This window comes from Roseisolibacter sp. H3M3-2 (genome assembly GCF_029211165.1).
Taxonomy (GTDB): Bacteria; Gemmatimonadota; Gemmatimonadetes; order Gemmatimonadales; family Gemmatimonadaceae; genus Roseisolibacter.
In genome coordinates, this window is sequence record NZ_JARGEK010000006.1 from 1 (window position 1) to 25132 (window position 25132).

The window sequence follows — 25132 nt, forward strand, 5'->3', positions numbered from 1 at the left end:
CGCTGACGCGTCAGCGCGCCAGGTCGGTCGCCGCGGCGGCCGCCGCCGGCGGGGCGAACTGGCGCCGCAGGTCGACCGTCAGCGCCGCCGCCTCGCGCGCCGCACGGATCGCCGCCCGCCAGAGCTGCTCGCTCGGCACCGTGTCCGAGGAGAGCGGGGGGCGCGGCTCGACCGACGACGCCAACGCGTCGCCGACGACGGCCCCCCCCGCCCGCGCTCCCTCCGCCGCCACCGGGGGGTCGCCCCGGAACTCGCGCTCGTGCTGCATGGGTCCCTGCCGCGCCGGACACGCCCTCTCCAGGGGCCGCGCACCGTCGCGCCGCCCCGACTGCCAGGACGTCAGGGCATGTCGGGTGCCACGGCCGCGCCCGCGGGCGTGCTCGTCGCGCCGGCGGCCCGCCGCGCCGCCCACTCCGCCCGCCCCGCGGCGTCGAGCCCGGCCAGCAGCGCCTCCAGGTGCGCGTCCCCGGTGCGCGGGTTCATCACCGTCACGCGCAGCACCCGCCGCCCGTCGAGCACCGTCGCCGTGATCCAGCCGGCGCCCGAGCGGTTGTAGCGCGCCCGCAGCGCGTGCTGCAGCGCGTCCAGCGCCGCGTCGTCCGCGCCGTCGTCGCGCGCCCCGGTCCAGCGGAAGCACAGGATGTTCGACTCGGGCGCGTGCAGCGGCTCGAACGCCGGGTGCGCCGCCAGCCGCGCGTGCAGCCGCGCCGCCGTCGCGCACAGGTGGTCGAACAGCGCCCCCAGCCCGTCGGCGCCGTGGCGCTGCAGCGCCACCCACACCTTCAGCGCGTCGAACCGCCGCGAGCACTGGAACGAGCGGATCCCCTGGTCCCACACCCGCGGCGCGGCGTCGAACTCCTCCGCCTCGTGCTGCGCCGGCGCGTGGAACAGGTACGGCGCCTTCTGCGCGAATGCCGCCTCCAGCCACCGCTCCTCGCGCACCAGCACCACGCCCGCCGCCAGCGGGAGCAGCAGCATCTTGTGCGGGTCCCACGCCAGCGAGTGCGCGCGCTCGACCCCGCGCAGCCGCCCCCGGTGCCCGGCCGACAGCAGCGCCGACGCCCCGTGCGCGCCGTCCACGTGCAGCCAGTGCCCGCGGCGCCCGCACGCGTCCGCGACCGCCGCCAGGTCGTCGAACGCCCCCGTCGCCGTCGAGCCGGCGGTCGCGACCACCGCCATCACCGCCCGCCCCGACGCGTCCAGCTCCGCCAGCGTGCGCTCCAGCGCCTCGGCGTCCATCCGGTGGTCGCGCGACGGCACGGTCACCACGTTCCGCAGCCCGATCCCCATCTCGCCCGCCGCGCGGCTCACGGCGTAGTGCGCGTGCTCCCCGCACACCAGCACCGGCGGCTCGGCGCCCACCCCGTCGGTCCAGACGTCGGGGATCGCGCGGCTCCGCGCCGCCAGCAGCGCGGCGAACGTCGCCTCCGTCCCCCCCGACGTCAGCGTCCCGCCGGCCCGCGGCCCGAACCCGGCGAGCTCGGCCATCCAGTGGACCACCGCCCCCTCCACCGCGGTCCCGCTCGGCGACATCTCCGACACGGCCACCGACTGGTTCAGCGCCGCCACCAGCATCTCGGCCCAGATCGCCACCGGGAGCGGCGGCGACACCTGGTGCCCCATCGCCATCGGGTGGTAGAGGCGGTTGGCCTCCCCCACTACGTCCCCGGCCAGCCGGTCGAGCACCTCGGCGAGCGGCCGCCCGCCGCGCGGGAGCGGCTCGCGGAACCGTGCCGCCAGCTCGGCGGGCCCGAGCGCCGGCGCCACCGCCCCCTCCCCGGCCGACGCGGCGGCCAGGTAGGCGGCGGCCAGCTCCACGAACTGGTGCCCCGCGGCGGCGCTGGCGTCGGCGTCGAGCGCGGCCAGCACGGCCGGGGCGTCGGGATGGCGGTCGGGTGGCGTCATGGCCGAAACGTAGGCGCGCGCCAACCGTACGACGACGAGCGGAGGGGGGCGTGATTCACATGTTTGCGCCAGATTCTCCGGCGGCCGTACCTTTCGGTCCCCACCCCCGCCTCACCTTTCCCGAGGACCCCGTGACGCGTCGATCCCGCACGCGCCTGGCCGGGCTGCTCGCCGTCCCGCTCGTGGCCGGCGCCCCGCTCCCGGCCACGCTCGCGGCCCAGCAGCCCGCCCCCGCCGCCGAAGGCCCGCTCCCCGCGAAGATCCCGCTCGAGCGCTACCAGCTCCCCAACGGGCTCACCGTCATCCTCAACGAGGACCACTCGGCGCAGGTCGTCACCGTCGACGTGTGGTACGACGTCGGCGCGCGCAACGAGCGGCCCGGGCGCAGCGGCTTCGCGCACCTGTTCGAGCACATGATGTTCCAGGGCTCGTCCAACGTGAAGAAGGGCGAGCACTTCCAGCTCGTCGAGCGCGCCGGCGGGAGCATGAACGGCTCCACGCAGATCGACCGCACGAACTACTTCCAGACGCTCCCGTCGAACCGCCTGAACCTCGGGCTGTGGCTGGAGGCCGACCGCATGCGCTCCCTCGCGGTCACGCCCGAGAACCTCAAGAACCAGCAGGAGGCGGTGAAGGAGGAGCGCCGGCTGCGCTTCGACAACCAGCCGTACATCGGCACCGTCCTCCTCTCGCTGGCCGCCGCGTACGACCCGAAGACCTGCTTCGCCTACGGCCACGAGCTGATCGGCTCGATGGACGACCTCAACGCGGCGAAGGTCGAGGACGTGCAGGCGTTCTTCAAGCAGTACTACGCGCCCAACAACGCGACGCTCGTCCTCACCGGCGACTTCCAGCCCGCCGAGGCGAAGCGGCTGATCACGCAGTACTTCGGCGACATCGCGCGCGTCGACGCGCCGCCGCCGGTGCAGTGCGACCAGCCCTTCAACCCGGGCGAGCAGCGCCGCCGCGTCACCGACGCCAAGGCCACGCTCCCGGCGACGTTCACCGTCTGGCGCATCCCCGAGACGAAGCACGCCGACACGCCGGCGCTCCAGTTCCTCGCCACGATCCTCGGCCAGGGGGAGAGCTCGCGCCTCAACAAGGCGATCGCCCGCGAGGCCAAGGCGGCGCTCGGGCTGCAGACCTTCCTCAACGCGGTCGGCCCGACGCGCGGCCCCGGCACCTTCGGCGTGCTCGCCATCGCCAACCAGGGCGTCCCCGCCGACTCGCTCGACCGCCTGATCGCGCGCGAGATCGCGCGCATCGCCGAGTCGGGCGTCACCGAGGCCGAGCTGGCGAAGGCGAAGAACGCCTACCGCGCCAGCACGATCAACACGGCGCAGACCTCGCTCGGCCGCGCCGAGGCGATCCACCACGCGACCATGTTCCTCGGCGACCCCGAGGCGGTGAACACCGACATCCGGCGCTACCTCGCCGTGACCGCCGCCGACGTCCAGCGCGTGGCGAAGGCGTACCTCCGCCCGGAGAACGGCCTCTTCACGCTCATCACCCCGCCCGAGGCCCCGAAGCCGTGACGCGCCCGTCCTCGCTCCGCCGCGCGGGCGCGACCGCGCTCGCCCTCACCGCCGTCGCCGCGTCCGCGCCGGCCGCCGACGCCCAGTACCCGACGAAGCCCCCCGCCGCCGCCGCCGTGCAGCCGGCACAGCTCCCCCCGTTCCAGGAGGAGGTGCTGCCCAACGGGCTGCGCGTGGTGCTCGTCGAGAACCACCGCGACCCCATCGTCGCCTTCCGCCTCGTCCTCCCCGCCGGCCGCCTCTACGAGCCCAAGGGGAAGGAGGGGATCTCGGAGATGGCGGCCGGCCTGCTCACCAAGGGCGCCGGCTCGCGCACCGCCGACCAGGTCGCCGAGGCGATCGAGGGCGCCGGCGGCTCGCTCTCGGGCGCCGCCGACGACGACTTCCTGGCGCTCACCGGCAGCGTGCTCGCCGACCAGACGGCGCTCGCCTTCCAGCTGCTCGGCGACGCGGTCGCGCGGCCGGCGTTCCCCGACAAGGAGATCGACCTCCTCCGCACGCAGACGCTCTCGGCGCTGCAGCTCGAGCAGTCGCAGCCGGCGTCGATCGCGGCGCGCGTGTTCGCGGCGGGGCTCTACGGCGACCACCCGTACGGCCGCCGTCCGACCCCCGAGACGGTCCGCGCCATCACGAAGGCCGACCTGACGGCGTTCCAGCAGACGCGCCTCCGCCCGCGCGGCGGGCTGCTGGTCATCGCCGGCGACGTCACGCTGGAGCAGGTGCGCGCGCTGGCCGCGCAGCACCTCGCCGGCTGGACCGGCTACCCGGCGGCCAACCCGGCGTTCGGCGCGCCGCCGACGCGCGCGCGCCCCGAGATCGTGCTGGTGCACCGCCCCGGCTCCGTGCAGTCGAACATCGTCGTCGGCAACCTCACCGCCGGCCCCGGCGACCCGCAGGTGTTCGCGGCGATGGTCGCCAACAAGGTGCTCGGCGGCGGCAGCGACGCCCGCCTGTTCGACATCCTGCGCGAGAAGAAGGGGTGGACCTACGGCGCCTACTCGTCGCTCGCGCGCCCGCGCGGCACGGGCTACTTCAACGCCACCGCCGAGGTGCGCACCGAGGTCACCGACTCGGCGCTCGTCGAGCTGCTGGCGCAGCTGCGCCGCCTGGGGAACGAGCCGGTGCCGGCGACGGAGCTGGAGAACGCCAAGGGCGCGCTGGTCGGCATCTTCCCGCTCACCGTCGAGACGGCGCAGCAGGTCGCCGAGCGCGTGGCGTTCGTGAAGACGCGCGGGCTGCCGGGCGACTACCTGCAGACGTACCGCACGCGCCTGTCCGGCGTGACCGCGCCGACGCTGCAGGTCGCGGCGCGGCGCTGGGTGCGCCCGCAGCAGGCGCTGGTGGTCGTCGTCGGCGACGGGCAGAAGATCCACCAGAAGCTCGCCGCCATCGGCAGCGTGCGCATCGTGACGCCGCAGGGCGACGCGATGTCGGTGGCCGACCTGACGCCGCGCGCGAGCGCGGTGGCGCTCGACGTGTCGCGCCTCGCCGCCCGCCGCGACAGCTTCGTGGTGCGCGTGCAGGGGAACCCGATGGGCGCGTCGGTCTACGAGCTGGCGAAGGACGCCGACGGCTGGGTGGTGAGGGAGGCGACGACGATCGCCGGCGGGATGATTCAGCAGAACACGACGCTGCGCACCGACGCGTCGCTCGCCCCGCGCGCGCTCGAGCAGCGCGGCAAGGTGCAGGGGCGCGACACGAAGGCCGACGTCACCTTCGCCGGCGGGCGCGCCAAGGGCGCCGCGCAGACGCCGTCGCCGCAGGGGATCAAGGACGTCGCCGTCGACGCCGAGCTGCCGGCCGGCACGCTCGACGACAACGCGGCGGCGTTCGCGCTCCCGCTGCTCCGCTGGGCGCCCGGCGCCAAGCACGTCGTGTCGACCTTCTCGGCCGGCAAGGGCGTCGCGGTGCCGCTCACCTACGAGGTGAAGGGGACCGAGTCGGTGACCGTCCCCGCGGGCACCTTCGAGGCCTTCCGCATCGAGCAGAGCGGCGGCGACCAGCCGATCGCCTACTTCGTCACGACCGCCGCGCCGCACCGGCTGGTGCGGATCGTGGTGGCGAACCAGATCGAGATGGCGCTGGCGAAGTGAGGGGCCGCGGCGGGCTGCGGGCTGCGGATTCCACAACCGCAGCCCGCATTCCGCAGTCCGCCGCGCGTCAGCTTCCCGGGTTCGTCAGCTCGAACTTGAGCGGCACCTGCACCAGCTGCCGCACCGGCTTCCCGTCCTTCACGGCCGGGGAGAAGCGGGCCGACGAGACCGCGTCGCGGGCGGCGACGCCGAAGGCGGGGTGCGAGGCGGCGACGATGCCGACGGTCCCGAGCTCGGGGACGCCCGCGGTGTCGACCACGAACTCGACGACCGCGTCGCCGGCGGTGCGCGCGCGGCGCAGCGCGTCGGGGTAGTAGGGCGCGATCGGGTTGGTCGAGTCGGCGGCGGCGGCCTGGTCGACCTGGTCGGCGGTGAAGACCGTCGCCGACGCGACCAGCGCCGCCAGGTCCTCGGCCGTGTAGACCTTCTTCGGCCCCTTACGGCGCGGCTCGGGGACGCGCGTCCACAGCGCGATCACGCCGCACGCCTCCTCGCCGCGCGGGCCGCGCAGCTCGACCGGCACCGTCGCGACGCCGCTGTAGACCTCGATCCCCTCGAGGCTGTTCGGCTGCAGGTTGTCGACGTCGAAGTAGCCCGAGAGCGCGGGCGTGCCGTCGATCCACACGAGCGGGTCGCAGCGGCTGCCGCGGAAGCGGATGCGGCTCCCCCCCATCCCGGTCTGGATCGCCATCCCGGGGACGACGCGCAGCACGTCGGTGGTGCGCATCGCGTTGCGCCGGTCGATCTCCTCCTTGCCGACGTAGCGCCCCATGCCGCGGTCGCGCCGCTGGTAGAAGGGGGCGGCCCACCCGGTGTAGCGCACGCGCCGGTCCTTCACGACCACCGTCGACAGCGCCTGCGGCACCGCGTCGAGCGCGAGCGCCAGCCCCTCGGTCGCCGGCACGTCGAGGTCGCGCGTCGCGGGGCGGTAGCCGATGCGCCGCACGGCGACAGTGGCCTTCCCGTTCGGCATGCCGGTCACGCGGAAGCGCCCCTCGTCGTCGGTGAAGACGCGGCGCGCCACCACCGCGCCGCCGCCCGGGCCGCGCTGCGGGGTGAGCACGACCTCGGCGCCGACGACGAGCGTGCCGCCGGGGCCGCGCACGGTGCCGGCGACGGTGCCGGTCGTGTCCTGCGCCCCCGGCGGCGCGGGGCCGCGCGGGAGCCGGGGGCGGGACGGGTGGCGGGCATGGACGGTCTCCGGGAAGGCGCCGGCGTGCGGCCGGCTCCTCCATGGTGCAGACGCGACGCCGGTCGCGCCATGGTGCAACGGTGCGCGTCCGGTGCGGCCGTGGGGCGAGCGTGCGGCGGGCCGGCGCGGGTGTGGCGCCGGTCGCGCCAGCGTTATCGTACACCGCCCGCGCCCCGGCGTCCCGCCGGGTCCCGTCCGCCGCCGCCCCGCGCCATGACCGACCGCCGCCCCGACGCCTCCGGCGACGCCCACGGACCCCCGGGACCCGGGTTCCCCTTCGGCACGCCGTTCGACGCGGCCGCGTCCGACGACGCGCTGCTCGACGCGGTGGGGACGCTCCCCGCCGAGCAGCCGGCGCCCGACGGCGCGCTGGAGACCGACATGACGCTGTGGGCGGTGGTGTTCGCCGGCGGCATCGGCTCGCGCTTCTGGCCGCTCAGCACCCCGGAGCGCCCGAAGCAGCTGCTCGCCCTGGTCGGCGACCGCCCGCTGATCGCCGAGTCGGTGGGTCGCCTCGCGCCGGCGATCCCGCCCGAGCGCGTGCTGGTGCTGACGAGCGCCGACATCGCCGACGCGCTGCACGCCGCGATCCCCGACGTGCCGGCGGCCAACATGCTGATCGAGCCGCGCCCGATGGGGACCGCGGCCGCGCTGGCGTGGGGCGCGCAGACGATCGCCGACCGCGTGGGGCGCCGCGCGACGTTCGTGGCGATGCACGCCGACCTCGCGGTCGGCTACCCGGACGAGCTGCGGCGCGTGCTCAAGCGCGCGGCGGTGCTGGCGTCCACCGAGCACGCGCTGGTCGCCGTGGGCGCGCAGCCGACGCGCCCCGAGACGGGGTTCGGCTACCTCCTCCCCCGCCCCGACCCGGCGCCCCCGCGCGACGGCCCGCGCCCGGTGGCGCGCTTCGTCGAGAAGCCGGGGGCGATCCTCGCCGAGGAGCTGATCGCGCAGGGCGCGCTCTGGAACACGGGGATCGTCGTCGCGCAGGCGGGGCACGTGCTGGAGGCGCTCGAGGAGCGCACCCCCGAGCTGTCGCCGGGGCTCGCCGCGCTCGCGGCCGGGAAGCTCGACCGCTTCTCGGGGCTGATCCAGGCGGTGTCGATCGAGCGCGGGCTCCTGGAGCGCAGCGACGACCTGCAGATGCTCCCCGCCGACTTCGGGTGGGACGACGTCGGCACATGGGCGTCGCTGCGCCGCGTGCGCGAGCTCGACGACACCGGCAACGGCGTGTGGGGCCCCGCGCACCTCGTCGACGCGTCGAGCTGCGTCGTGCACGCCGACGGCGGCACCACCGTCGTCCTCTACGGCCTGTCGGGGATGCTCGTCGTCGCGCGCCCCGGCCTGACGTTCGTCACGTCGCTGGATCGCGCCGCCGAGCTGAATCCCCTGCTCAACGCGCTGCCGGACGAGCTGGCGAACCGCACGAGGAAAGACCCATTGCAGTAGCAACTGCCAGGAATCGGATGAGACGGATCAGATCTGATCCGTCTCATCCGATTCCTGGTCGTTGCCAAGCTCAGGTCCCGCGGAATACGGGCGCCCGCTTCTCCATGAAGGCCTTCATGGCCTCCGCCACGTCCTTGGTCGCGAAGCAGGTGCGGATGTGCGTCAGCTCGTCGCGGAGCTGCGCGTCGAGCGTCGCGTCGGGGCTCTGGGCGAGCAGGCGCTTGGTGAGCGCGAGCGCCAGCGGCGGGCCGGCGGCGAGGCGGGCGGCGTAGGCGGCGACGTCCTCGGCGAACGACGCGGCGGGGAGCACCGCGCTGGCGAGGCCGATGCGCAGCGCCTCCTCCGACGGCACGTCGCGCCCGGTGAGCACGATGTCGGCGGCGCGCGACGCGCCCACGAGGCGCGGCAGGAAGTACGTCACGCCGGCGTCGGGGCTGAGGCCGCGGCGCACGTAGCCGGCGGTCATCGTCGCGCCGTCGGCGACCAGCCGGAGGTCGGCGGCCAGCGCGAGGCCGAAGCCGGCGCCCGCGGCGGGGCCGTTCACGGCGGCGACGACCGGTTTCTCGCACGCCCGCAGCGCGAGCACCCACCGCCCCACCCACGCCAGCGGGTCGAGGCGCCCGGCGCGCGTGCTCACGTCGGGCATCGCCGGCTCGGCGAGGTCGAGCCCCGCGCAGAAGCCGCGCCCCGCGCCGGTGAGCACGAGCACGCGCACCGCGTCGTCGCGCGCCGCCTCGTCGACCGCGCGCGGGAGGGCGTCGGCGAGCGCCGGGTTGACCGCGTTGAGCCGCTCGGGGCGGTCGAGCGTGATGGTGCGGACGCCCTCGGGCGTCGTCGCGACCTGGAGGTGGGGGTGGGTCATGGCGGGACGATACCCGCTCGGCGAAGTCCCGGACAGCCGCCGCTCCCCCCGGTGCCTGGCGTCGGGCGCCCCCGATATCTTACGGAGGCGCGACGCCGCGCCCCCGCCTCCCGCGCACGGCCCCCGCACGCCCCCCGTCGTTCCCCGCCGTTCGATGCCGACGTCGCCCGCCGCCCCGCCCGCCCCCCACGCCGCCGACGACGCCGGCCGCGACCCGATCACCGTCTTCTACCAGAAGGCGGACGCGCTCTGCCGCTGCGCCCTCGAGTGCTGCCGCCAGCACGAGCGCCTCGCCCGCCTCGTCGAGCTGGGGGCGCTCCCCGCCGAGCAGCGCGCGGCGCAGTCGCTGGTGCAGCTGGCCGACGACGCGCTCGCCGAGCTGGCGGCCGCGTACGAGAAGGCCGCCGCCAAGGGGCACCCCGACCGCTCGGAGCCCTGCTGGAGCGCCGCCAACCAGCTCTGGATGGCGAGCCGCGAGTACGCCCGCCGCCACCGCACCAGCGAGCGCGCCGGCCGCAACATCGGCGAGAACGGCGACCACTCGAGCGCGCGCCTCGGCGAGCTGGCGCTCGACTACGACCTCGAGGCGTCGGCGCTGCTGCTGCTCAAGCAGGCGACCGAGGCGTACCGGAAGGCGCGCCCGCACGTGCACTGAGTCGTGCCCTGACTCGGACGCGCGGCGTCCCCGCCGGGCGACACCGACGCGCGAACCGGATCCGAACGCGGCGCCGCAACTGCTTGCGGCGCCGCGTCTTCGCGTCCGGGGGCGGGACGTCGCGCGGGGGCGCGCGCGATGCCGTCGGGGGAGGCATCCCACACCCGGAGCCGACCATGCCCGCCCGTCCGTCCGTTGCGCTGTCGCCGCTGCTGCTGCTCGTCGCCGCCGCCTCCCTCCACGCCCAGGGACTCGCCGTCGGCGGCGGCGGGATCTACGCCGGGTCGCGCGCCAGCGGCCCGGGGCGGCTGCAGGAGGGGTACGGCTTCGACGCCTTCGCCGCCGTCGGCGGCGGGCCGCTGTCGCTCGCCGGCGGCTACCAGCGCAGCGTGCAGGCGCTGCGCGACGTCGACACGCGCGTCACGCTGCAGGGCCCCTACCTCGAGCCGCGCCTCGCGCTCGGCCTCGGGCGCGGCGCCACGCCGTACCTGACGGGGCGCGTCGCGCTGCTGCGCGAGACGGTGCGCGGCGACGTCGTCACGGTGTCGAACAGCGCCCGCACCGCGGTCGGCGCGGGCCTCGGCTTCCTCGTCCCGCTCGGCCCCGCCATCAACCTCGACCTCGCGGCGCACTACACGCGCTTCGACGTGAAGCAGGACACGCGCGCGGGCGACGGCGCGCTGGTGCGCGCGGGGCTGGTGTTCGGGTTTCCGAGATACTGAGGGGGAGCGGGGAGCGGGGAGCGGCGAGCGTCGAGGGCGCTCCTCGCACGGGACGTCTCCTCGAGACATGGGACGCGTCGTCGCGAAACTGGCCGAGCGCCGGGCGCCGAGCGCCGAGAACAGGCGTCCCCTCGGCGCTCGGCGCCCGGCGCTCGGGCGGCGCCGCGCCGGCGATTGGTCGCCGGGGAGGGCGCCGGTCCTACGCGGAACCCGCTCGACGCTCGACGCTCACCGCTCGCCGCTGCCACTCAACGCGATCTCGAACCACGTCACCGCCGGCTGCGGCGCGCGCGTGTACGACACGACGAGCGACTCCAGCACCGCCGGCGCGTCGATGCGCACGGCCAGCAGCTCGCGGAACCGCTCGGGCGGCAGCGTGGGGTAGAAGCTGAGCGTCGCGTGCGGCGTGAAGGTGAAGCGCGCGCGCCCGTGCCGCAGCCCGGCGGCGGCCAGGCGGTCGTGCAGCACGCGGATCGGCCCGTGCGGGTCGAGCGGGAGCACGACGATGTTGGTCTGCATGAAGCGGTGCGGCGCGTGGAAGCGCAGCGCCAGCGGCGGCGTGTCGGCGGCGATCGGCGCCAGCGCGGCGCGCACCGCCTCGCGCGGCGTGTCGGGGAGGATCGGCCCCGCGCCCGACGAGCCGACGAGCGTCACGTGCGGCGGCGACTCGCGCGCCAGCTTCGGGTCGTAGCGCGCCTGCAGCTCGGCGATGCGCGCGTCGGCGACGCCGCCGACCCGCGCGAGGACGAAGATGCCGTGCCCGGCGCGCGCGACGCGGCGCGCGGGGGCGCGCATCGGCGTCACCAGCAGGCGCGGCCCGCCTGCCAGCTCCACCCCCACGCCCAGCATCGCGCGGTCGAGCCGGCCGTCGGGGCGCGCGCGGTGCCACCGCGTGACGGCGATCCCCGAGACGGTGCCGACGGCGGCGCCCGCGAGCACGTCGGTCGCCCAGTGGCGGTCGTCGTACATGCGCGACCACCCGGCCGTCGCGGCGCCGAGGTAGAGCGGCACGCCGGCGGCCCAGCGCAGCGACGGGCGCGCGGCCGCCAGCTCCGCCGTCAGCGCCGACGCCGCCGCGAACGCCGACGCCGAGTGCCCGGACGGGAAGCTGCGGTACTCGGAGCCACGCAGGCCGCGCAGGAAGCGCCACGACGTCGGGTCGTGCGCGACGTACGGGCGCGCACGGCCGAACGCGAACTTCGTCACCCCCACCACCGTCAGCGCGACCCCCACCGCCTCCATCCCGCGCAGCCCGGCGGCGGCGGTGGTGCGGTCGTCGACCAGCCGCCCGAGCCCCCACACCGCCGGCAGGATCACGTACAGCCCCGGCTGCGTCGTCTGCTCGGCGACGACCGCGGCGACCTTGAGCGCGCGGTTCTCCTGCACCGCCGGGCGCTGCAGCCGGAGCGCCAGCGACCGCTCGACCGGGATGGCGAGCAGCGCGGCGGCGGCGAACCCGCCCGCGACCGCCGCGTCGCGGCCGGTGAGCACGGGCGGCGGCTCGGCGCCCGGCGCGGCCTGCGCGAGCGGTGCGGCGACGGGCGCGAGAGCGAGGGCGCCCGCGGCGACGACGCCGGCGGCGCGGAGACGGAGCGACACGGATGAGCGTGGTGGGGTGGCTGGGGGCGGAAGATATCCGCCGGCCGCGTCGAGCCGGGCAAGTCGGGGGCCCGCGCGGGTGGCGCCGTCGGCGCGCGCTCCATTATCCTGTCTCCGCCGGGCGTGGCGCCCACGTCCCGCCCGGCGTCGATGGGGCGTAGCTGAGCTGGCAAAGCGTCCGACTGTTAATCGGAAGATCGGTGGTTCGAATCCACCCGCCCCAGTGCGAAGCCCGGCAACGACTCAGGTCGTGCCGGGCTTCTGCCGTTCGAGGCGCCGCCACCCGCCGCGCGCCGCCGCCAGCATGCCGAGCGCCGCGACCGGCAGCAGCGCGAACAGGAACGGGAAGCGGTAGCGCGTGAACGCCGCGAAGATGAGCTGCACCGCCAGCGCCCCCCCGATCTGCGACGCCGCGAGCGCCAGCGGCACCGCGTGCCCCCGGAGGGCGAGGCACCCGAGGGCGACGCCGCCCAGGAGCGCCGCGTTGAACAGCGTCGGCACCCAGCGGCTCAGCGCGGGGGTGAACAGGCGCGGCTCGCCCGGCGTCTCGAACGCGAAGTCGCGCAGCGGGCTGATCGCGTGGACCAGCTTCAGCGCGAGCAGGCGCGCGTACCAGCCCGGGCTCTCGCGGATGTAGCCGAGCGCGCGACGCAGCTTGAGCCGGTCGACCGCGATCGGATCGAGCCCCGCCTCGGCCGCCGGCCCGAGGCTCATGACGCCCGACGGCCGGCCGCGGGCCAGCGGGTTGTTGCCGTCGAGGAAGACCTCGCCCGCGACGACGGAGAACGGGACGAGGTGGCCGCCGCTGTCGCGGTAGTTCACGTAGGTCCAGGGCGCGAGCACGACGACGGCCGCCGCCGCCGCGGCCAGCGTGCGCACCACCGGCCCCCGGCGCGCCGCCAGCCAGACCAGCGGCAGCGGGAGGAACCCGAACAGGACGAGCGCCTTCGCCGACGCCGCCCCCGCGGCCAGCGCGCCGGTCAGCGCCCCCGCGGCCGCGTCGCGCGGCGTCCGCCAGAGCCCCGCCAGCAGGGCGGCCAGCAGCAGCAGGGTCAGCAGGTTCTCCGACGCGAGCGTCGACGCGGTCAGCAGGCTGTCCGGGTACACCGCCGCGAGCGCGCCGGCGAGCACCGCCGCCCGGCGCCGCGGCACCCACGCCGGCGCGTCCCGCAGCAGCGCGTGCGCGAGCGCGAGGGCCAGGACGACCGACGCGACGCCGAGGACGACGTTCGCCGCCAGCGCCACCCGCTCGTCGGCGCCGAACGCGCCGTAGAGCGCCGCCAGCAGCGCGGGGTAGCCGACCGACTGGTTGTAGATCCGCTCGCCGCTCGCCAGGGCGAAGCCGCGGCCGGCGGCGAGCGACGCCGCCACCTGGTTCATGTACTCCGCGTCGCCCGTCTGCCGCGTCCCGTACCGTGCGGCGATCGCGACGACGTAGGCCAGGCGGATCACCAGCGCCGCGGCGGCGAGGCCCAGCGCGTCGCGCCATGGGGCGCCGCGCGCCGGCGCCGCGGCGTCGGTCATCCGCCGACCTCGCCCACGACGCGGGCGGCCTGCGGCTCCGGCGCCGTCCACGTCGAGCGGAGCGGGCGCACGCACTCGCGCAGGAAGACGCCGAGGAAGAGCAGCCCCTGGCGCGTCACCGAGAGCGACGAGCGGCCGAAGCGGCGCGGGTACTCGTGGGTGGGATGCTCGGCCACGCGCGCGCCCGCGCGCAGCGCGCGCATCGTCATCTCGAGCTCGATGGTGTGGCGCACGGCGCTCAGGTCGAGCGCCCGCAGCAGCGACGTCCGCGCGGCGCGGTAGCCGTTCTGGCTGTCGGAGAGGCGCGCGCCGCAGCGCAGGTTGATCAGCCAGGTGAGCCCCATGTTGCCGGCCAGGCGCACCAGCTCCATGAAGGTCGCCACGAACTCGTCGCCGCCGCCGCGCATGCGGGAGCCGAGCACCAGGTCGGCCTCGCCGTCGAGGATGGGGCGCACCAGCCCGGGGATGTCGCCGGGGTCGTGCGACATGTCCGCGTCGATCAGCACGCAGACGCCCGTCCGCGCCTCGGCGATCCCCACGCGGACGCCGTCCCCCTTCCCGCGCCCGTTGTCGCGCACGTAGCGGAACGGGAAGCGCCCGACCAGCTCGGGGGTCCCGTCCGTCGAGTGGCCGTCGACCACGATGACCTCCGCGGCCATCCCGACGAGCTGCGGGAGCAGGAGCTCCAGATTCTGCGCCTCGTTGCGGCAGGGCACGATGACCGTGATCGGGAGCGGGTCGGGCGTCATCGTGGCACTGGGGTCCGGGAGGGCAGGCGGGCGGTCGGCGCATAATCCACCACCTCGGCGGCCGCGGCCAGTGCGGCGGGCGTCTCCGTCGGCTCGGGGACGGCCACGGAACGGTCATCCGCCCCCTCGTTGCGAGGGGACGCGCCCGCCCCCATCCTGAGGGCATGCCCGCCTCCGTCCTCGAGCGCCACCACGTGCAGGTCGCCGGCCGCGGCCCGCGCACGCTCGTCTTCGCGCACGGGTTCGGGTGCAACCAGCGGATGTGGCGCTTCGTCGCCCCCGCCTTCGAACGCGACTTCCGCGTCGTGCGCTTCGACCTCGCCGGCGCCGGCGCGGCGCGCCGCGCGTGGGACCCGGTGCGGCACGCCACCCTCGACGGGTACGCGACCGACCTGCTGGCGATCCTCGACGCGCTCGACCTGCGCGACGCCACCGTCGTCGGCCACTCGGTGAGCGCCACGGTGGCCATGCTGGCCGCGATCCGCAGCTCGCGCCGCATCGGCCGGCTGGTGATGGTCGGCCCCTCCCCCTGCTACGCCGACGACCCGCCCGGCTACGTCGGCGGCTTCGCCCGCGCCGACCTGGAGGCGCTGCTCGACCTGATGGAGCGGAACTACCGCGCCTGGGTCGAGGCGCTCGCGCCCACCATCGTCGGCACCGACGAGACGGGGACGGCCATCGAGGCGCGGACGCTGGAGCTGCGCGACAGCATCCTCGCCACCGACCCGGCGGTGATCCGCGCCTTCGCGCGCGCGACCTTTCTCGAGGACCACCGGGCCGCCGTCCCCCACCTCCCGGTGCCGGCGCTCGTGGTGCAGTGCACCGACGACGCGATCGCCCCCGAGCAGGTGGGGCGCTGGCTGCACGCGCGCCTCCCGCGCGCAACCTACCACCAGCTCGCGGCGGCCGGCCACTGCCCGCACCTCACGCACCCCGAGGAGCTGGTCGCGGCGATCCGCCGCCACCTCGCGCCGCGCGTCGTCGTCGCGCCGCCGGCCTACCGTTCGGCGCCGCGCCCCGGCGTGTTCGTCTCCTGAACGGCCGCCGTCGCCCCTGAACGCGACCGGCCCCGGGCGTCGAGGGTCCGACGTCCGGGGCGCGGCCTGCGTTGGAGAATGGGTCAGGGGAGGACCCGTGTGGCGTGAAGGCAACAGCGGCGCCACCGCGACACCATGCCGCGGGTCGTCGCGGTCGGGATCGGCGATCCTGTGAGGTGCATCACCGGACGCGATGGATCCGCCGCCGCACGCGTGACGGCGCCGGCCTCCGGTCCGGTCTCCCGCCCTCCGCGCGCCTTGCGCCGCCCGGGCGGGAGGCCGACGTTGCCCCCGTGCTCGGACGCCTCCCCGCCGTCGCCGCGCTCCTCCTGCTCCCCGCCGCCCCGGCGGCGGCGCAGTTCCGCGCGGACCCCGGCATCGTGATCAACGGCCGCGTCACGGTCACGGTGCAGGCGACGCTGTTCGACCTCGAGGCGCCGTACGTCCCGCTCGCGCGCTTCCGCTTCCTGCTGGTCGGCCCGCAGCGCGACACGACGACCGTCGTCACCAACGACGCGGGGGTCGTCAGCGTCGGCCTCCCGGCGGGGAGCTACCGCCTCCGCTCCGACGTGCCGATCGCCTGGAAGGGGGCGGTCTACGAGTGGGACCTGCCGGTGACCGTCCGCCCCTACATGGGGCCGGTCGACCTCACGCCGCGGAACGCGACGGTCAATCGTCGTGCGGCACGTACGGCGGGGCGCTGACCGCGGCGCGGTCCTCCTCCAGCATCGCCGCCGCCCGCTCGGCGAGCTGCGCGACCCGGGCCGCCTCGCGCCCGATCCCCTCCAGCGCCAGCCGCAGCTCGGCGACCACCGGCGCCTCCGACGGCTCCGCCGCGCCCCCCTCGGTCTCGCCGAGCAGGTGGGAGAGCCGCACCCCGAGCGCTCCGGCGAGCGCCATGGCGAGCGTCAGGCGGGGCTGCCGCGTCAGGCCGCGCTCCAGCCGCGACACGTCGGACACCTGGACCCCGGCGCGGCGCGCCAGCTCGCGCAGCGAGAGCCCGCGCCGCTCGCGCAGGACGCGCACGCGGCCGCCGAGGTCGGCCCCGTCGAACGGCTTCCGAGAGCGGTCGTCTTCCACGTGCCTCCGGGTGGGTGCTGCGGCGCCATCCGACCGCCCGGGCGCCGACCCCAAGTACATTAACAAATCGCAACAATTCCGCCACCACCGGCGTCATGGCGGAATCGCGGGACCGCGCCGTATGATCGGGAGACGACCCTGATTCATCCCCCGCGGTACCGACTGGAGAGGTGCCCGATGCCGCCGCGTCCCCGCCCGTCCCGCCCCGCCGCGCCGCCGCTCGCGCTGGGCGCCCTCCTCCTCGCCGCCGCCTGCGGGGGGAAGGCCGCGAGCGGCGCCGCCCCCGCGGCCGCGCCCCGCGCCTCCGCCGACACGTCGCAGGCCGGGCGCGTCGCCACCACCCGCGACTGGGACGGGCGGAGCAACGCGCGCGTCGAGGAGCTGTTCGCCGGCCGGTTCCCCGGGGTGCAGGTCTACCAGGCGTCGGGCGGGCTGCAGGTGCGCATCCGCGGCGCGACGTCGCTGCGCGGCAACAACGACCCGCTCTACATCGTCGACGGCTTCCCGTACACGCCGGGCGGCGACGGGCTGATCGCGCTCAACCCGAGCGACATCGCGCGCATCGAGGTGCTGAAGGACGCCGCGCAGCTCGCGGAGTACGGGTCGCGCGGCGCCAACGGCGTCGTGAAGATCACGACCAAGAAGCGCTGAGCGCGCGCGCCGACGTGCACGTCCGCCGCGGCGGTCCCGCCCTCGCGCTCCTGCTGGCCGCGGGCTTCGCGGCGGGCGCCTGCGCGCGGCGCGCCCCGGCCCCGCTCCCGCCCGACGCATCCGTCGCGTCCGCGGCGGGGCCCTTCGAGGCGAGCCAGGTGGACAGGCGCCCGCGGCTCCTCGGCTGCGAGGCGCCCTACCTGCTGACGAGCGTCGGGGTCCGCTCCGGCCCGGGGTCCGGCGCGCGACCGGTCACCCTCCTCGTCGATCCGCTGGGGCGCGTGGTCCCCGGCACGGTCGACCGGCAGCAGGATCGCGGGCCGACGCGGCCGCCGCTGCCGGCCGGCATGGAGGAGGCGATCCTCACCTGCCGCTACGCGCCCGGGGAGCGCGGCGGGCAGCAGGTCTCGGTGTGGACCAGCTCCGTGTTCAACCTCCCCTGACGGCCGTCACGCGCCGCGCGCCCACTTGATGCGCGTGTAGGCGACGCGGAACCCCGCGCGCTCGGCGTTCACCTGCGACGTGCTGCCGGGCGCGGCGCCCATCATCGCCAGGTCGCACCCGCGCGCCGCCGCGTACGCGAGGCGCGCGGCCAGCAGCGCCCCCTGCGCCCCGCGCCCGCGCCACGCCGGGAGCGTACTCGCGCCGGCGAGGACCACGACCTCCCCGTGCAGCGCCACCGCGCCCGCCCCCGCCGGCGTGCCGTCGATCTCGGCGACGAAGCACGCCATCCCCTCGGCGCGCGCGGTGACGCCGCCGAACTCGCGCATGAACGCGGCCGCCTCGGGCGTCTCGCTCCACCCGCCGGCCGACAGGTCGGCCCACGCCGCGCGCTCGCCGGCGCCGATCGGGCGCGCGGTCACCCCGGCCCCGCGCGGCGGCGGGGGCGCGTAGCCGGCCAGCGGCTGGTGCAGCACGGTCGTCAGCTCGATCGGGCGGTAGCCGCGCGCGGCGAACAGCGCGAGGTGCGCGGGGTCGGCGAGCGGCGACACCTCGTGGTACGCCGCCGCGCCCCGCGCGTCGAAGAACGCCTCCAGCGCCTCGAGGTGCGCCGGCTCGGCGGGCGCGAACAGCCCGAAGCCGAACGTCTGCGTGATCGGCGAGCCGACGCCGTCGAACATCGCCCACGTGCCGGCGACGTCGGTCCACGTCGCGCCGACCGCGGGCGCGACCTCGGCGCGCGCGACCACGAACGCGGCGTTCGCGCTCGCCTCCGCGCGCTCCAGCCGCCGCGCCAGCGCGAGGTCGGTGCGGGCGACCGCGGCGGCGCTCATCGCGCGCCCCCCGTCCACCCCGCCCCGCGCACGACGCGCCCCGGCGTCGCGCCCGTGTGCCGCCCGTCGCGCCAGACGGCGACGCCGTTCACCCAGGTGCCGCGCACGCCGGCGGCCAGCTGGTGCGGGCGGTCGAACGTCGCGCGGTCGGCGACCGTCGCGGGGTCGAACAGCACGAGGTCCGCGTGCATCCCCTCGCGCACCAGCCCGCGGTCGCGCAGCCTCAGCGCCGCTGCGGTGGCGCCGGTCATGCGCCGCACCGCGTCCTCGAGCGCCAGCACCGAGTCGGCGCGCACGTACTTGCCCAGGACGCGCGCGAACGCGCCGTAGGCGCGCGGGTGGGTGAGGCCGCGCGCGCTGTCCGGGTCGAAGCCGCCGGCGTCGCTGCCGATCGTCACCCACGGGCGGCGCAGCTGCATCGCGACGTTCGCCTCGTCCATGCTGAACGTGATCTTGCCGAGCCGGTTCTCCTCGGCGAGCACGGCGTCGATCACCGCGTCGGGCCAGGGCTTGCCCATGGCCGCGGCGACGGCCGGGAGACGCTGGCCGCTCAGCGCCTGCCACTCGGGGCGGCGGAAGCCGATCACCATCACCGCCTCGGGGTCGCGCTGGCAGTAGTCGGCGGCGCCGGGCGCGGTGTCGGTCATGGCGACGCGGATGCGCGCGCGCGTCGCGGCGTCGGCGAGGTTGGCGAGCAGCTTCCCGTCGGCCGACGCCCAGTCGGGGAAGCACGACGCGAGCGTGTTCCCCGACGCCGCGTACGGGTACATCGTCGCCGTGACGTCGAGCCCCGCCGCGCGCGCCGAGTCGATCCTGGCGACCATGCGCGCCGCCTTGGGCCAGTTGCGGCGCCCGGCGGCCTTGAGGTGGTACACGATCACCGGCACGCCCCCCTCGCGCCCGACGCGGAACGCCTCGTCCATCGCCTCGAACAGCGAGTCGTCCTCCGACCGCATGTGCGTGATGTACGTGCCGTGCAGCGGCGCCATCGCCCGCGCCTGCGCGACCAGCTCCGCGGTGCCGGCGAAGCTGCCGGGCGGGTAGATCAGCGCGCTCGACACGCCGAACGCGCCGTCGCGCATCGCGTCGGCGACCACGCGCCGCATCGTGTCGAGCGCCGCCGCGTCGGCGGGCCCCTGCCGCTGCCCCATCGCGTACGCGCGCACCGTGGTGGCGCCGAGGTACGAGCCGACGTTGACCGAGTTGGGGTGGGCGCCGAGCGCGTCGAGCCAGGCGCCGAAGCCGCGCGCGCCGCGGAACCGCGCGTGCAGCCGCCGCGGCGTCGAGTCCTCGGCGGCGAGCAGCGCCTGCACCGCGTCGTTCACCGGCGCCGGCGTGGTGGACTCGCCGAGGATCTCGGTCGTGACCCCCTGCGCCACCTTCCCCACCACGCGCCCGTCGCGCCACAGCAGCGCGTCCCACGAGTGGCTCTGGATGTCGATGAACCCCGGCGCCACCACGAGCCCGCGCGCGTCCACCCGCTCGCGCGTCGCGGCGTCCGCCAGCGCGCCCCCCGGCGCCACCCGCACGATCCGGTCGCCGCGCACCGCGACGTCGGCATACGTCCACGGGTTGCCCGTGCCGTCGACCAGGCGGCCGCCGGTCAGGACGAGATCGTAGCTGCCCTGCGCGCCTCGGGGCGCGTGGGCGCAGGCCGTCAGCGCGAGCGCGGCGAGGAGGACGCGTTTCATGCGCGCGATGCTAACGCTCGGCACGTGCTTTCGACAGGATTACGGGACTCTGCAGGATTGACAGGAAAGGGCACCTCTCCTGTGAATCCTGCGCAATCCTGGAATCCTGTCGAATGCCTTTTACCCTGGCCGTCCTCGGCTCCACCGGCCGCACCGGCCGCCGTCTCGTGGAGATGGCCCTCGCTGAGGGGCACACCGTCCGCGCCCTCGCCCGCGACCCGGCGAAGCTGGCCGACCTCGCGCACGACCGGCTCACGGTCCACCGGGGCGACGCCACCGTCCCCGCCGACGTCGACGCGCTGGTCGCGGGGAGCGACGCCGTGGTCAGCGCGCTCGGCGGCGGCTCGCTCGCCGATCCGGGGAGGGCGCGCTCCGACGGCGTCCGGCACGCGGCTGCGGCGATGGCCCGGCACGGCGTCGCGCGCTTCGTCGGCGTCGCGGGCGGGGGTATCCTCGACCTGCCCGGGGTCGGGCTGCGCGCCGACCGGCCGGGGTACCCCGAGGGGTTCCGGCGCGTCAGCCGCGAGCACCTGGCCGCCTGGCACGCGCTGCGCGACACCGGCCTGACGTGGACGCTGGCGTGCACCGGCGACATCGTCCCGGGCCCGCGCACCGGCGCCTACCGCGTCCTCCCCGACGTGATGCCCGAGGGCGGGCGGCGCATCACGATCGACGACCTGGCCGACTTCGTGCTCCGCGAGCTGGCCGAGACGCGCTTCCCGCGGCGCCGCGTGGGCGTGGCCGAGTAGGCGCGACCGCGCGGGCGCGCCCCCCGACCCGCCCCCGCATGGCCGACCTCGCGCTCGACCCGATCCGCCCCGGCACCGCCCCCGCCCTCGCCGACGCCGAGGCGGCGCCCCCCGACGGGCTCCCGCGCGGCAAGTCGGCGCTCGCCGACGCCATCGACGAGGCGGCCGACGCGCTCGGCGACCGGCAGCAGGCGCTCTACGCCGACGGCCGCCACGCCGTGCTGGTCGTGCTCCAGGGGCGCGACGCGTCGGGGAAGGACGGCGCGATCCGGCGCGTCTTCCGCGGCTGCTCCCCGCTCGGGCTCCACGTCGCCGGCTTCTCGGCGCCCACCGCGCGCGAGCTGGCGCACGACTTCCTCTGGCGCGTGCACCGCGAGGTGCCGGCGCGGCGCTACCTCGGCGTGTTCAACCGCTCGCACTACGAGGACGTCCTCGTGGCGCGGGTGCGCGGGCTCGTCCCCGAGGCCGCGTGGCGCGCGCGCTTCGCGCAGATCGTCGCCTTCGAGGAGCTCCTCGCCGCCGCCGGGGTGCGGGTGCTCAAGTTCATGCTCCACGTCTCGCGCGCCGAGCAGCGGAAGCGGCTCCTGGAGCGGCTTGACGACCCGGCCAAGCGGTGGAAGTTCGACCCCGCGGACCTCGACGACCGCGACGCGTGGGACGCCTACACCGACGCCTACCGCGACGCGATCGCCCGCTGCGGCACGGCCGCCGCGCCCTGGTTCGTGGTGCCGGCCGACGACAAGAAGGTCCGCGACCTCCTGATCGCGCGCACGCTGGTGCGGGAGCTCGACGCGCTCGGGCTGCGGGTCCCCGAGGCCGCGTTCGACGTGGAGGCGGCGCGGGCGCGGCTGGCCGGCGGCGCGCCCGGCGATTGACGCGGGGCGGCCCCGCGCGCAGCGTGGTGACGCCTCGACCTGTTGACGTTCCGTCAACTCGGGCTGCCGTCACCCCCCATCCGCCCCGCGCATGCGCGTCCCGCGTCTCCTCCCCTCGCTCGCCGGCCTCGCGCTGACGGGCGCCCTCGCCCCGCCGGCCGGCGCGCAGCCGGTCACCAAGGACGGGCCAGCCGGCGCCGCGAGCGCCGCCGCGGGCGGGTCCGCCGCCCAGGCGTCGGCCGTCGACACGACGGTGCTGTCGGCGCTCCGGTGGCGTCCCATCGGCCCGGCCAACATGGGCGGCCGCGTCGCCGACGTGGAGGGGCTGCCGTCGCCGTCCAAGACGTTCTACGTCGCCACCGCCGCCGGCGGCATCTGGAAGACCACCAACAACGGCACGACCTTCCGCCCGGTCTTCGACGACCAGCGGTGCATCTCGATGGGCGACCTCGCGATCGCCCCGAGCGACACCAACGTCGTCTACGCCGGCACCGGCGAGCCGAACTCGCGCAACTCGATCTCCCCCGGGTGCGGCGTCTACAAGTCGACCGACGGCGGGCGCTCGTGGGCCTTCCTCGGGCTGCCGCAGTCGGAGCACATCGGCCGCATCGTCGTCGACCCGCGCGACGCCAACGTCGCCTACGTCGCGGCGCTCGGGCCGGCGTGGCGGAGCGGCGGGGAGCGCGGGCTGTACAAGACCACCGACGGCGGGAAGACGTGGGCGGTCGCCAAGTCGGTCGGCGACAAGGCCGGCTTCGTCGACGTCGAGCTCGACCCGACCAACCCGGACGTCGTGTGGGCGGCCAGCTACGAGCGCGTGCGCGGGCCGTACTTCCTCAAGTCGGGCGGCCCCGGCTCGGCGCTCTGGAAGTCGACCGACGCCGGCAAGTCGTGGACGCAGGTGAAGGGGGGCGGGCTCCCCGCCAGCGCGCTCGGCCGCCTCGAGATCGCCATCGCCGCCAGCGACCCGAAGGTGATGTACCTGATGGTCGAGGCGGACACGATGCCCAACGCCGAGAAGGGGAAGAAGGCGCAGACGCGCCCCTCCGGCCTGTACCGCTCCGCCGACGGCGGCGCGACGTGGGAGCGCACGAACAACGAGAACGTGCGCCCGTTCTACTACTCGCAGGTGCGCGTCGACCCGAAGAACCCGAACCGCGTCTACTGGTCGTCGACGCCGGTCAAGGTCTCCGACGAGGGCGGCAAGAACGCGCGCAACGCGACCGTGGGCATCCACGTCGACCACCACGCGATGTGGATCGACCCGGCGGACCCGCAGCGCGTGGTCGTCGGCAACGACGGCGGCGTCGCCATCAGCTACGACCGGGGCGGGAGCTACAACATGCTCAACCACCTCCCGATCGGGCAGTTCTACAACATCAGCTACGACATGGCGGTGCCGTACCGCGTGTGCGGCGGGCTGCAGGACAACGGCTCGTGGTGCGGCCCGTCGCGGCGCCGCGGCGGCGCGATCACCAACGCGATGTGGGCGACGGTGAACGGCGGCGACGGCTTCGTCACCGCGCAGGACCCGACCGACCCGAACACGGTGTACGCCGAGTCGCAGGGCGGCAACATGGCGCGCATCGACATGGCGACGGGCGAGCGCACGCCGCTCGTGAAGCCGCAGTGGCGCGGCCGCTACATGCAGTGGGAGGACTCGATCCTCACCGAGCGCCCCGACACGACGCGCCCGATGACGGCCGAGCAGCGCCGCCGCCTGGAGGCGTTCCGCCAGCGCCAGCGCGCCGACTCGTCGGAGTACGACATCCGCTGGAACTGGAACACGCCGTTCTTCCTGTCGTGGCACAACCCGCGGGTGTTCTACAGCGCGGCCAACCGCGTGCTCAAGAGCACGGACCGCGGCAACGCCCTGTACTTCATCTCGCCCGACCTGACGACGAAGGACGCCGAGAAGATCCGCGTCTCGACGCGCACGACGGGCGGCATCACGCCCGACGCCACGGGCGCCGAGACGTTCAGCACGATCGTGTCGCTAAACGAGTCGCCGGTGCAGGCCGGGCGCCTGTACGCCGGCACCGACGACGGCAAGGTGTGGGTCAGCCCGAACGACGGCGCCACGTGGACGGACCTCACGGGCCGCTTCGCGGGCGTGCCGGCCGGCACCTACGTCAGCCGCATCGAGCCGAGCTGGAAGGACACGTCGGTCTTCTACGTCACGTTCGACAACCACCGCCGCGGCGACTTCGCGCCGTACGTCTACATGACGCGCGACGGCGGGCGCACCTTCCGCTCGATCGCGGCGAACCTTCCGACGGGCGGGCCGAACTTCGCGCACGTGATCCGCGAGGACCCGGTGAACCCGGACCTGCTGTACGTGGGCACGGACGTCGGCGTGTACGTGTCGCTCGACCGCGGCGGGTCGTGGTCGAAGTTCATGAGCGGGCTGCCGACGGTGCCGGTGCACGACCTGCGCGTCCACCCGCGCGAGCGCGAGCTGATCGCGGGCACGCACGGGCGCGCGATCTGGATCGTCGACGTGGCGCCGCTGCAGGAGATGAGCGCGGCGACGCTCGCGAAGGCGACGCACGTGTTCACGCCGAAGACGGCGCTGCAGTACGGCGAGCAGCCGATGGAGGGCCACAGCACCGGCAACCAGTGGTGGGCCGCGCCGAGCCCGGCGTACGGCGCGCTGGTGTCGTACCGGATCGCGCCGGGCACGAAGGTCGACGGCCCGGTGCGCGTCGCCGTGCTGGGTCCGATGGGCGACACGCTGCGCGCCTTCGCGAACGCGCCGAACGCGCCGGGCGTGCACACGATCCTGTGGGACATGCGCGGCCGTCCGGCCACGCGCACCCTGTCGCCGGCCGAGCGCCGCGACTCGATCGACAACGTGCGCCGCACGATCGCCATCGTGGACTCGCTGGTGAACGAGAAGGTCGTCCCGGCGGCGATGGCGGATCGCATCAAGGCGGCCGCGACCGGCGGCCAGCAGGCGCTGCAGCAGCTCGCCGCGCAGTTCGGCGTGGCCGGCGGCGGGGGCGGCGGCGGGGGCGGGGGCGGCGGCGCGAACGCGCGCGGCACCGTCACGCCGGTCGGCTACCCGCGCTTCGTGGAGCGTCCGGGTGAGTCCGCGCCGAAGCGGGCGCGCGTCGGCGCCGCGCGCGGCGAGGGCGCGTCGAAGGGCGCCGCGGCGGCCGCGCGCGCCTGCGGCATGGACCAGGCGGGGCTGATGCAGGTCTTCCAGGCGATCCAGGCGGCGAACCGCGGCCGGGGCCAGGGCGGCGGCGGCTTCGGCGGCGGCGGCGCGGCCTTCGTCCCGACGGGCACCTACATGGTGGCGGTGACCATCAACGGCCAGACCACGCGCGTCCCGCTGCGCGTCGAGCGCGTGAACGGGACGGACGGCGCCGGGCCGGTGTTCGGCGGCGAGGACGAGGAGGAGCCGGGCCGCGACCGACGCTGACCTCCCCTCGGTACGACGCTGCGGGCTGCGGGCTGCGGGTTCGAATCCGCGGCCCGCAGCCCG

Annotated in this window: 22 protein-coding genes and 1 tRNA gene; 13 read left to right on the forward strand and 10 right to left on the reverse strand. The window is 76.1% G+C overall.

Going from position 1 to position 25132, the window contains the following annotated elements:
- Window positions 1-10: 10 nt before the first annotated feature.
- Window positions 11-268, reverse strand: coding sequence for a hypothetical protein (locus PYV61_RS01255; RefSeq protein WP_275827466.1), 258 nt, complete (start codon window positions 266-268; stop codon window positions 11-13).
- 71 nt (window positions 269-339) lie between these two features.
- A complete protein-coding gene (locus tag PYV61_RS01260; RefSeq protein WP_275827468.1) occupies window positions 340-1905 on the reverse strand; it encodes a pyridoxal-dependent decarboxylase in 1566 nt (521 codons plus the stop codon).
- A gap of 131 nt (window positions 1906-2036) precedes the next feature.
- Between PYV61_RS01260 and PYV61_RS01265 the strand changes: the two genes are divergently transcribed.
- Both PYV61_RS01265 and PYV61_RS01270 read left to right on the forward strand, forming a co-directional pair.
- Complete coding sequence (locus PYV61_RS01265) at window positions 2037-3440, forward strand: pitrilysin family protein (protein ID WP_275827470.1); 1404 nt, start codon at window positions 2037-2039, stop codon at window positions 3438-3440.
- Window positions 3437-5533, forward strand: coding sequence for an insulinase family protein (locus PYV61_RS01270; RefSeq protein WP_275827472.1), 2097 nt, complete (start codon window positions 3437-3439; stop codon window positions 5531-5533). Before PYV61_RS01265 ends, PYV61_RS01270 begins: the two co-directional genes overlap by 4 nt.
- A 67-nt stretch (window positions 5534-5600) precedes the next feature.
- On the opposite strand, the gene PYV61_RS01275 is transcribed toward PYV61_RS01270, so the two are convergent.
- Complete coding sequence (locus PYV61_RS01275) at window positions 5601-6977, reverse strand: TonB family protein (RefSeq protein WP_275827474.1); 1377 nt, start codon at window positions 6975-6977, stop codon at window positions 5601-5603.
- On the opposite strand from PYV61_RS01275, the gene PYV61_RS01280 reads away from it, so the two are divergent.
- Complete coding sequence (locus PYV61_RS01280; protein WP_275827477.1) at window positions 6939-8174, forward strand: sugar phosphate nucleotidyltransferase; 1236 nt, start codon at window positions 6939-6941, stop codon at window positions 8172-8174. The genes PYV61_RS01275 and PYV61_RS01280 overlap by 39 nt on opposite strands.
- A 70-nt stretch (window positions 8175-8244) precedes the next feature.
- On the opposite strand, the gene PYV61_RS01285 is transcribed toward PYV61_RS01280, so the two are convergent.
- Window positions 8245-9036 carry an enoyl-CoA hydratase-related protein gene (locus PYV61_RS01285; RefSeq protein ID WP_275827479.1) on the reverse strand — a complete coding sequence of 264 codons (792 nt, stop codon included), beginning with the start codon at window positions 9034-9036 and terminating at the stop codon, window positions 8245-8247.
- A gap of 154 nt (window positions 9037-9190) precedes the next feature.
- Between PYV61_RS01285 and PYV61_RS01290 the strand changes: the two genes are divergently transcribed.
- Together PYV61_RS01290 and PYV61_RS01295 are read left to right on the forward strand one after the other, a co-directional pair.
- Complete coding sequence (locus PYV61_RS01290; RefSeq protein WP_275827480.1) at window positions 9191-9691, forward strand: hypothetical protein; 501 nt, start codon at window positions 9191-9193, stop codon at window positions 9689-9691.
- A 176-nt stretch (window positions 9692-9867) separates the two neighbouring features.
- Complete coding sequence (locus PYV61_RS01295; RefSeq protein WP_275827483.1) at window positions 9868-10413, forward strand: hypothetical protein; 546 nt, start codon at window positions 9868-9870, stop codon at window positions 10411-10413.
- Window positions 10414-10641: 228 nt separating this feature from the next.
- Here PYV61_RS01295 and PYV61_RS01300 read toward each other — a convergent pair whose 3' ends face one another.
- The gene (locus PYV61_RS01300; protein WP_275827485.1) at window positions 10642-12012 is read right to left on the reverse strand and encodes a phosphatase PAP2 family protein; all 1371 of its coding nucleotides are present in this window, start codon (window positions 12010-12012) and stop codon (window positions 10642-10644) included.
- Window positions 12013-12163: 151 nt separating this feature from the next.
- Here PYV61_RS01300 and PYV61_RS01305 point away from each other — a divergent pair.
- Window positions 12164-12236: transfer RNA gene (locus tag PYV61_RS01305), tRNA-Asn, on the forward strand.
- A gap of 19 nt (window positions 12237-12255) precedes the next feature.
- Here the strand turns inward: PYV61_RS01305 and PYV61_RS01310 are convergent.
- Both PYV61_RS01310 and PYV61_RS01315 read right to left on the reverse strand, forming a co-directional pair.
- Entirely contained in the window at window positions 12256-13536 is a 1281-nt protein-coding gene (locus PYV61_RS01310; RefSeq protein ID WP_275827487.1) for a hypothetical protein, read from the reverse strand.
- The gene (locus PYV61_RS01315; protein WP_275827489.1) at window positions 13533-14285 is read right to left on the reverse strand and encodes a glycosyltransferase family 2 protein; all 753 of its coding nucleotides are present in this window, start codon (window positions 14283-14285) and stop codon (window positions 13533-13535) included. Before PYV61_RS01315 ends, PYV61_RS01310 begins: the two co-directional genes overlap by 4 nt.
- A gap of 164 nt (window positions 14286-14449) precedes the next feature.
- Here PYV61_RS01315 and PYV61_RS01320 point away from each other — a divergent pair, with 164 nt between their 5' ends.
- Together PYV61_RS01320 and PYV61_RS01325 are read left to right on the forward strand one after the other, a co-directional pair.
- Window positions 14450-15322 (forward strand): alpha/beta hydrolase, encoded by an 873-nt coding sequence (locus PYV61_RS01320; RefSeq protein WP_275827491.1) that lies wholly within the window; start codon window positions 14450-14452, stop codon window positions 15320-15322.
- 293 nt (window positions 15323-15615) lie between these two features.
- Complete coding sequence (locus tag PYV61_RS01325; protein WP_275827493.1) at window positions 15616-16026, forward strand: hypothetical protein; 411 nt, start codon at window positions 15616-15618, stop codon at window positions 16024-16026.
- Here the strand turns inward: PYV61_RS01325 and PYV61_RS01330 are convergent.
- Window positions 15992-16402, reverse strand: coding sequence for a helix-turn-helix transcriptional regulator (locus PYV61_RS01330; RefSeq protein ID WP_275827495.1), 411 nt, complete (start codon window positions 16400-16402; stop codon window positions 15992-15994). The two genes, PYV61_RS01325 and PYV61_RS01330, sit on opposite strands and share 35 nt — an antisense overlap.
- A 177-nt stretch (window positions 16403-16579) precedes the next feature.
- On the opposite strand from PYV61_RS01330, the gene PYV61_RS01335 reads away from it, so the two are divergent.
- Entirely contained in the window at window positions 16580-17053 is a 474-nt protein-coding gene (locus PYV61_RS01335; RefSeq protein WP_275827497.1) for a TonB-dependent receptor plug domain-containing protein, read from the forward strand.
- Window positions 17054-17067: 14 nt separating this feature from the next.
- Window positions 17068-17496 (forward strand): hypothetical protein, encoded by a 429-nt coding sequence (locus tag PYV61_RS01340; RefSeq protein WP_275827499.1) that lies wholly within the window; start codon window positions 17068-17070, stop codon window positions 17494-17496.
- A 6-nt stretch (window positions 17497-17502) separates the two neighbouring features.
- Here the strand turns inward: PYV61_RS01340 and PYV61_RS01345 are convergent, their stop codons facing one another.
- Window positions 17503-18327 carry a GNAT family N-acetyltransferase gene (locus PYV61_RS01345; RefSeq protein WP_275827501.1) on the reverse strand — a complete coding sequence of 275 codons (825 nt, stop codon included), beginning with the start codon at window positions 18325-18327 and terminating at the stop codon, window positions 17503-17505.
- Window positions 18324-20018, reverse strand: a complete 1695-nt coding sequence (locus PYV61_RS01350) for a D-aminoacylase (protein WP_275827503.1) — start codon at window positions 20016-20018, stop codon at window positions 18324-18326. Before PYV61_RS01350 ends, PYV61_RS01345 begins: the two co-directional genes overlap by 4 nt.
- 113 nt (window positions 20019-20131) lie before the next feature.
- Here PYV61_RS01350 and PYV61_RS01355 point away from each other — a divergent pair, with 113 nt between their 5' ends.
- The 3 genes from PYV61_RS01355 to PYV61_RS01365 all read left to right on the forward strand — a co-directional run bounded on the left by PYV61_RS01355 (window position 20132) and on the right by PYV61_RS01365 (window position 25069).
- The gene (locus PYV61_RS01355) at window positions 20132-20767 is read left to right on the forward strand and encodes an NAD(P)H-binding protein (protein ID WP_275827505.1); all 636 of its coding nucleotides are present in this window, start codon (window positions 20132-20134) and stop codon (window positions 20765-20767) included.
- A 38-nt stretch (window positions 20768-20805) separates the two neighbouring features.
- A complete protein-coding gene (locus PYV61_RS01360; RefSeq protein ID WP_275827507.1) occupies window positions 20806-21642 on the forward strand; it encodes a PPK2 family polyphosphate kinase in 837 nt (278 codons plus the stop codon).
- 91 nt (window positions 21643-21733) lie between these two features.
- Window positions 21734-25069: a hypothetical protein gene (locus PYV61_RS01365; protein WP_275827509.1), complete on the forward strand. Its 3336-nt coding sequence runs from the start codon at window positions 21734-21736 to the stop codon at window positions 25067-25069.
- Window positions 25070-25132 lie beyond the last annotated feature (63 nt).

What these genes read in the sequence shown, in the direction of transcription:
- PYV61_RS01360 (WP_275827507.1), top strand. Translation starts at nt 20,806, where the DNA reads ATGGCCGACCTCGCGCTCGACCCGATCCGCCCCGGCACCGCCCCCGCC.
- PYV61_RS01315 (WP_275827489.1), bottom strand. Translation starts at nt 14,285, where the DNA reads ATGACGCCCGACCCGCTCCCGATCACGGTCATCGTGCCCTGCCGCAAC.
- PYV61_RS01255 (WP_275827466.1), bottom strand. Translation starts at nt 268, where the DNA reads ATGCAGCACGAGCGCGAGTTCCGGGGCGACCCCCCGGTGGCGGCGGAG.
- PYV61_RS01285 (WP_275827479.1), bottom strand. Translation starts at nt 9,036, where the DNA reads ATGACCCACCCCCACCTCCAGGTCGCGACGACGCCCGAGGGCGTCCGC.
- PYV61_RS01345 (WP_275827501.1), bottom strand. Translation starts at nt 18,327, where the DNA reads ATGAGCGCCGCCGCGGTCGCCCGCACCGACCTCGCGCTGGCGCGGCGG.
- PYV61_RS01350 (WP_275827503.1), bottom strand. Translation starts at nt 20,018, where the DNA reads ATGAAACGCGTCCTCCTCGCCGCGCTCGCGCTGACGGCCTGCGCCCAC.
- PYV61_RS01290 (WP_275827480.1), top strand. Translation starts at nt 9,191, where the DNA reads ATGCCGACGTCGCCCGCCGCCCCGCCCGCCCCCCACGCCGCCGACGAC.
- PYV61_RS01320 (WP_275827491.1), top strand. Translation starts at nt 14,450, where the DNA reads ATGCCCGCCTCCGTCCTCGAGCGCCACCACGTGCAGGTCGCCGGCCGC.
- PYV61_RS01295 (WP_275827483.1), top strand. Translation starts at nt 9,868, where the DNA reads ATGCCCGCCCGTCCGTCCGTTGCGCTGTCGCCGCTGCTGCTGCTCGTC.
- PYV61_RS01335 (WP_275827497.1), top strand. Translation starts at nt 16,580, where the DNA reads ATGCCGCCGCGTCCCCGCCCGTCCCGCCCCGCCGCGCCGCCGCTCGCG.
- PYV61_RS01355 (WP_275827505.1), top strand. Translation starts at nt 20,132, where the DNA reads ATGCCTTTTACCCTGGCCGTCCTCGGCTCCACCGGCCGCACCGGCCGC.
- PYV61_RS01280 (WP_275827477.1), top strand. Translation starts at nt 6,939, where the DNA reads ATGACCGACCGCCGCCCCGACGCCTCCGGCGACGCCCACGGACCCCCG.
- PYV61_RS01310 (WP_275827487.1), bottom strand. Translation starts at nt 13,536, where the DNA reads ATGACCGACGCCGCGGCGCCGGCGCGCGGCGCCCCATGGCGCGACGCG.
- PYV61_RS01365 (WP_275827509.1), top strand. Translation starts at nt 21,734, where the DNA reads ATGCGCGTCCCGCGTCTCCTCCCCTCGCTCGCCGGCCTCGCGCTGACG.
- PYV61_RS01260 (WP_275827468.1), bottom strand. Translation starts at nt 1,905, where the DNA reads ATGACGCCACCCGACCGCCATCCCGACGCCCCGGCCGTGCTGGCCGCG.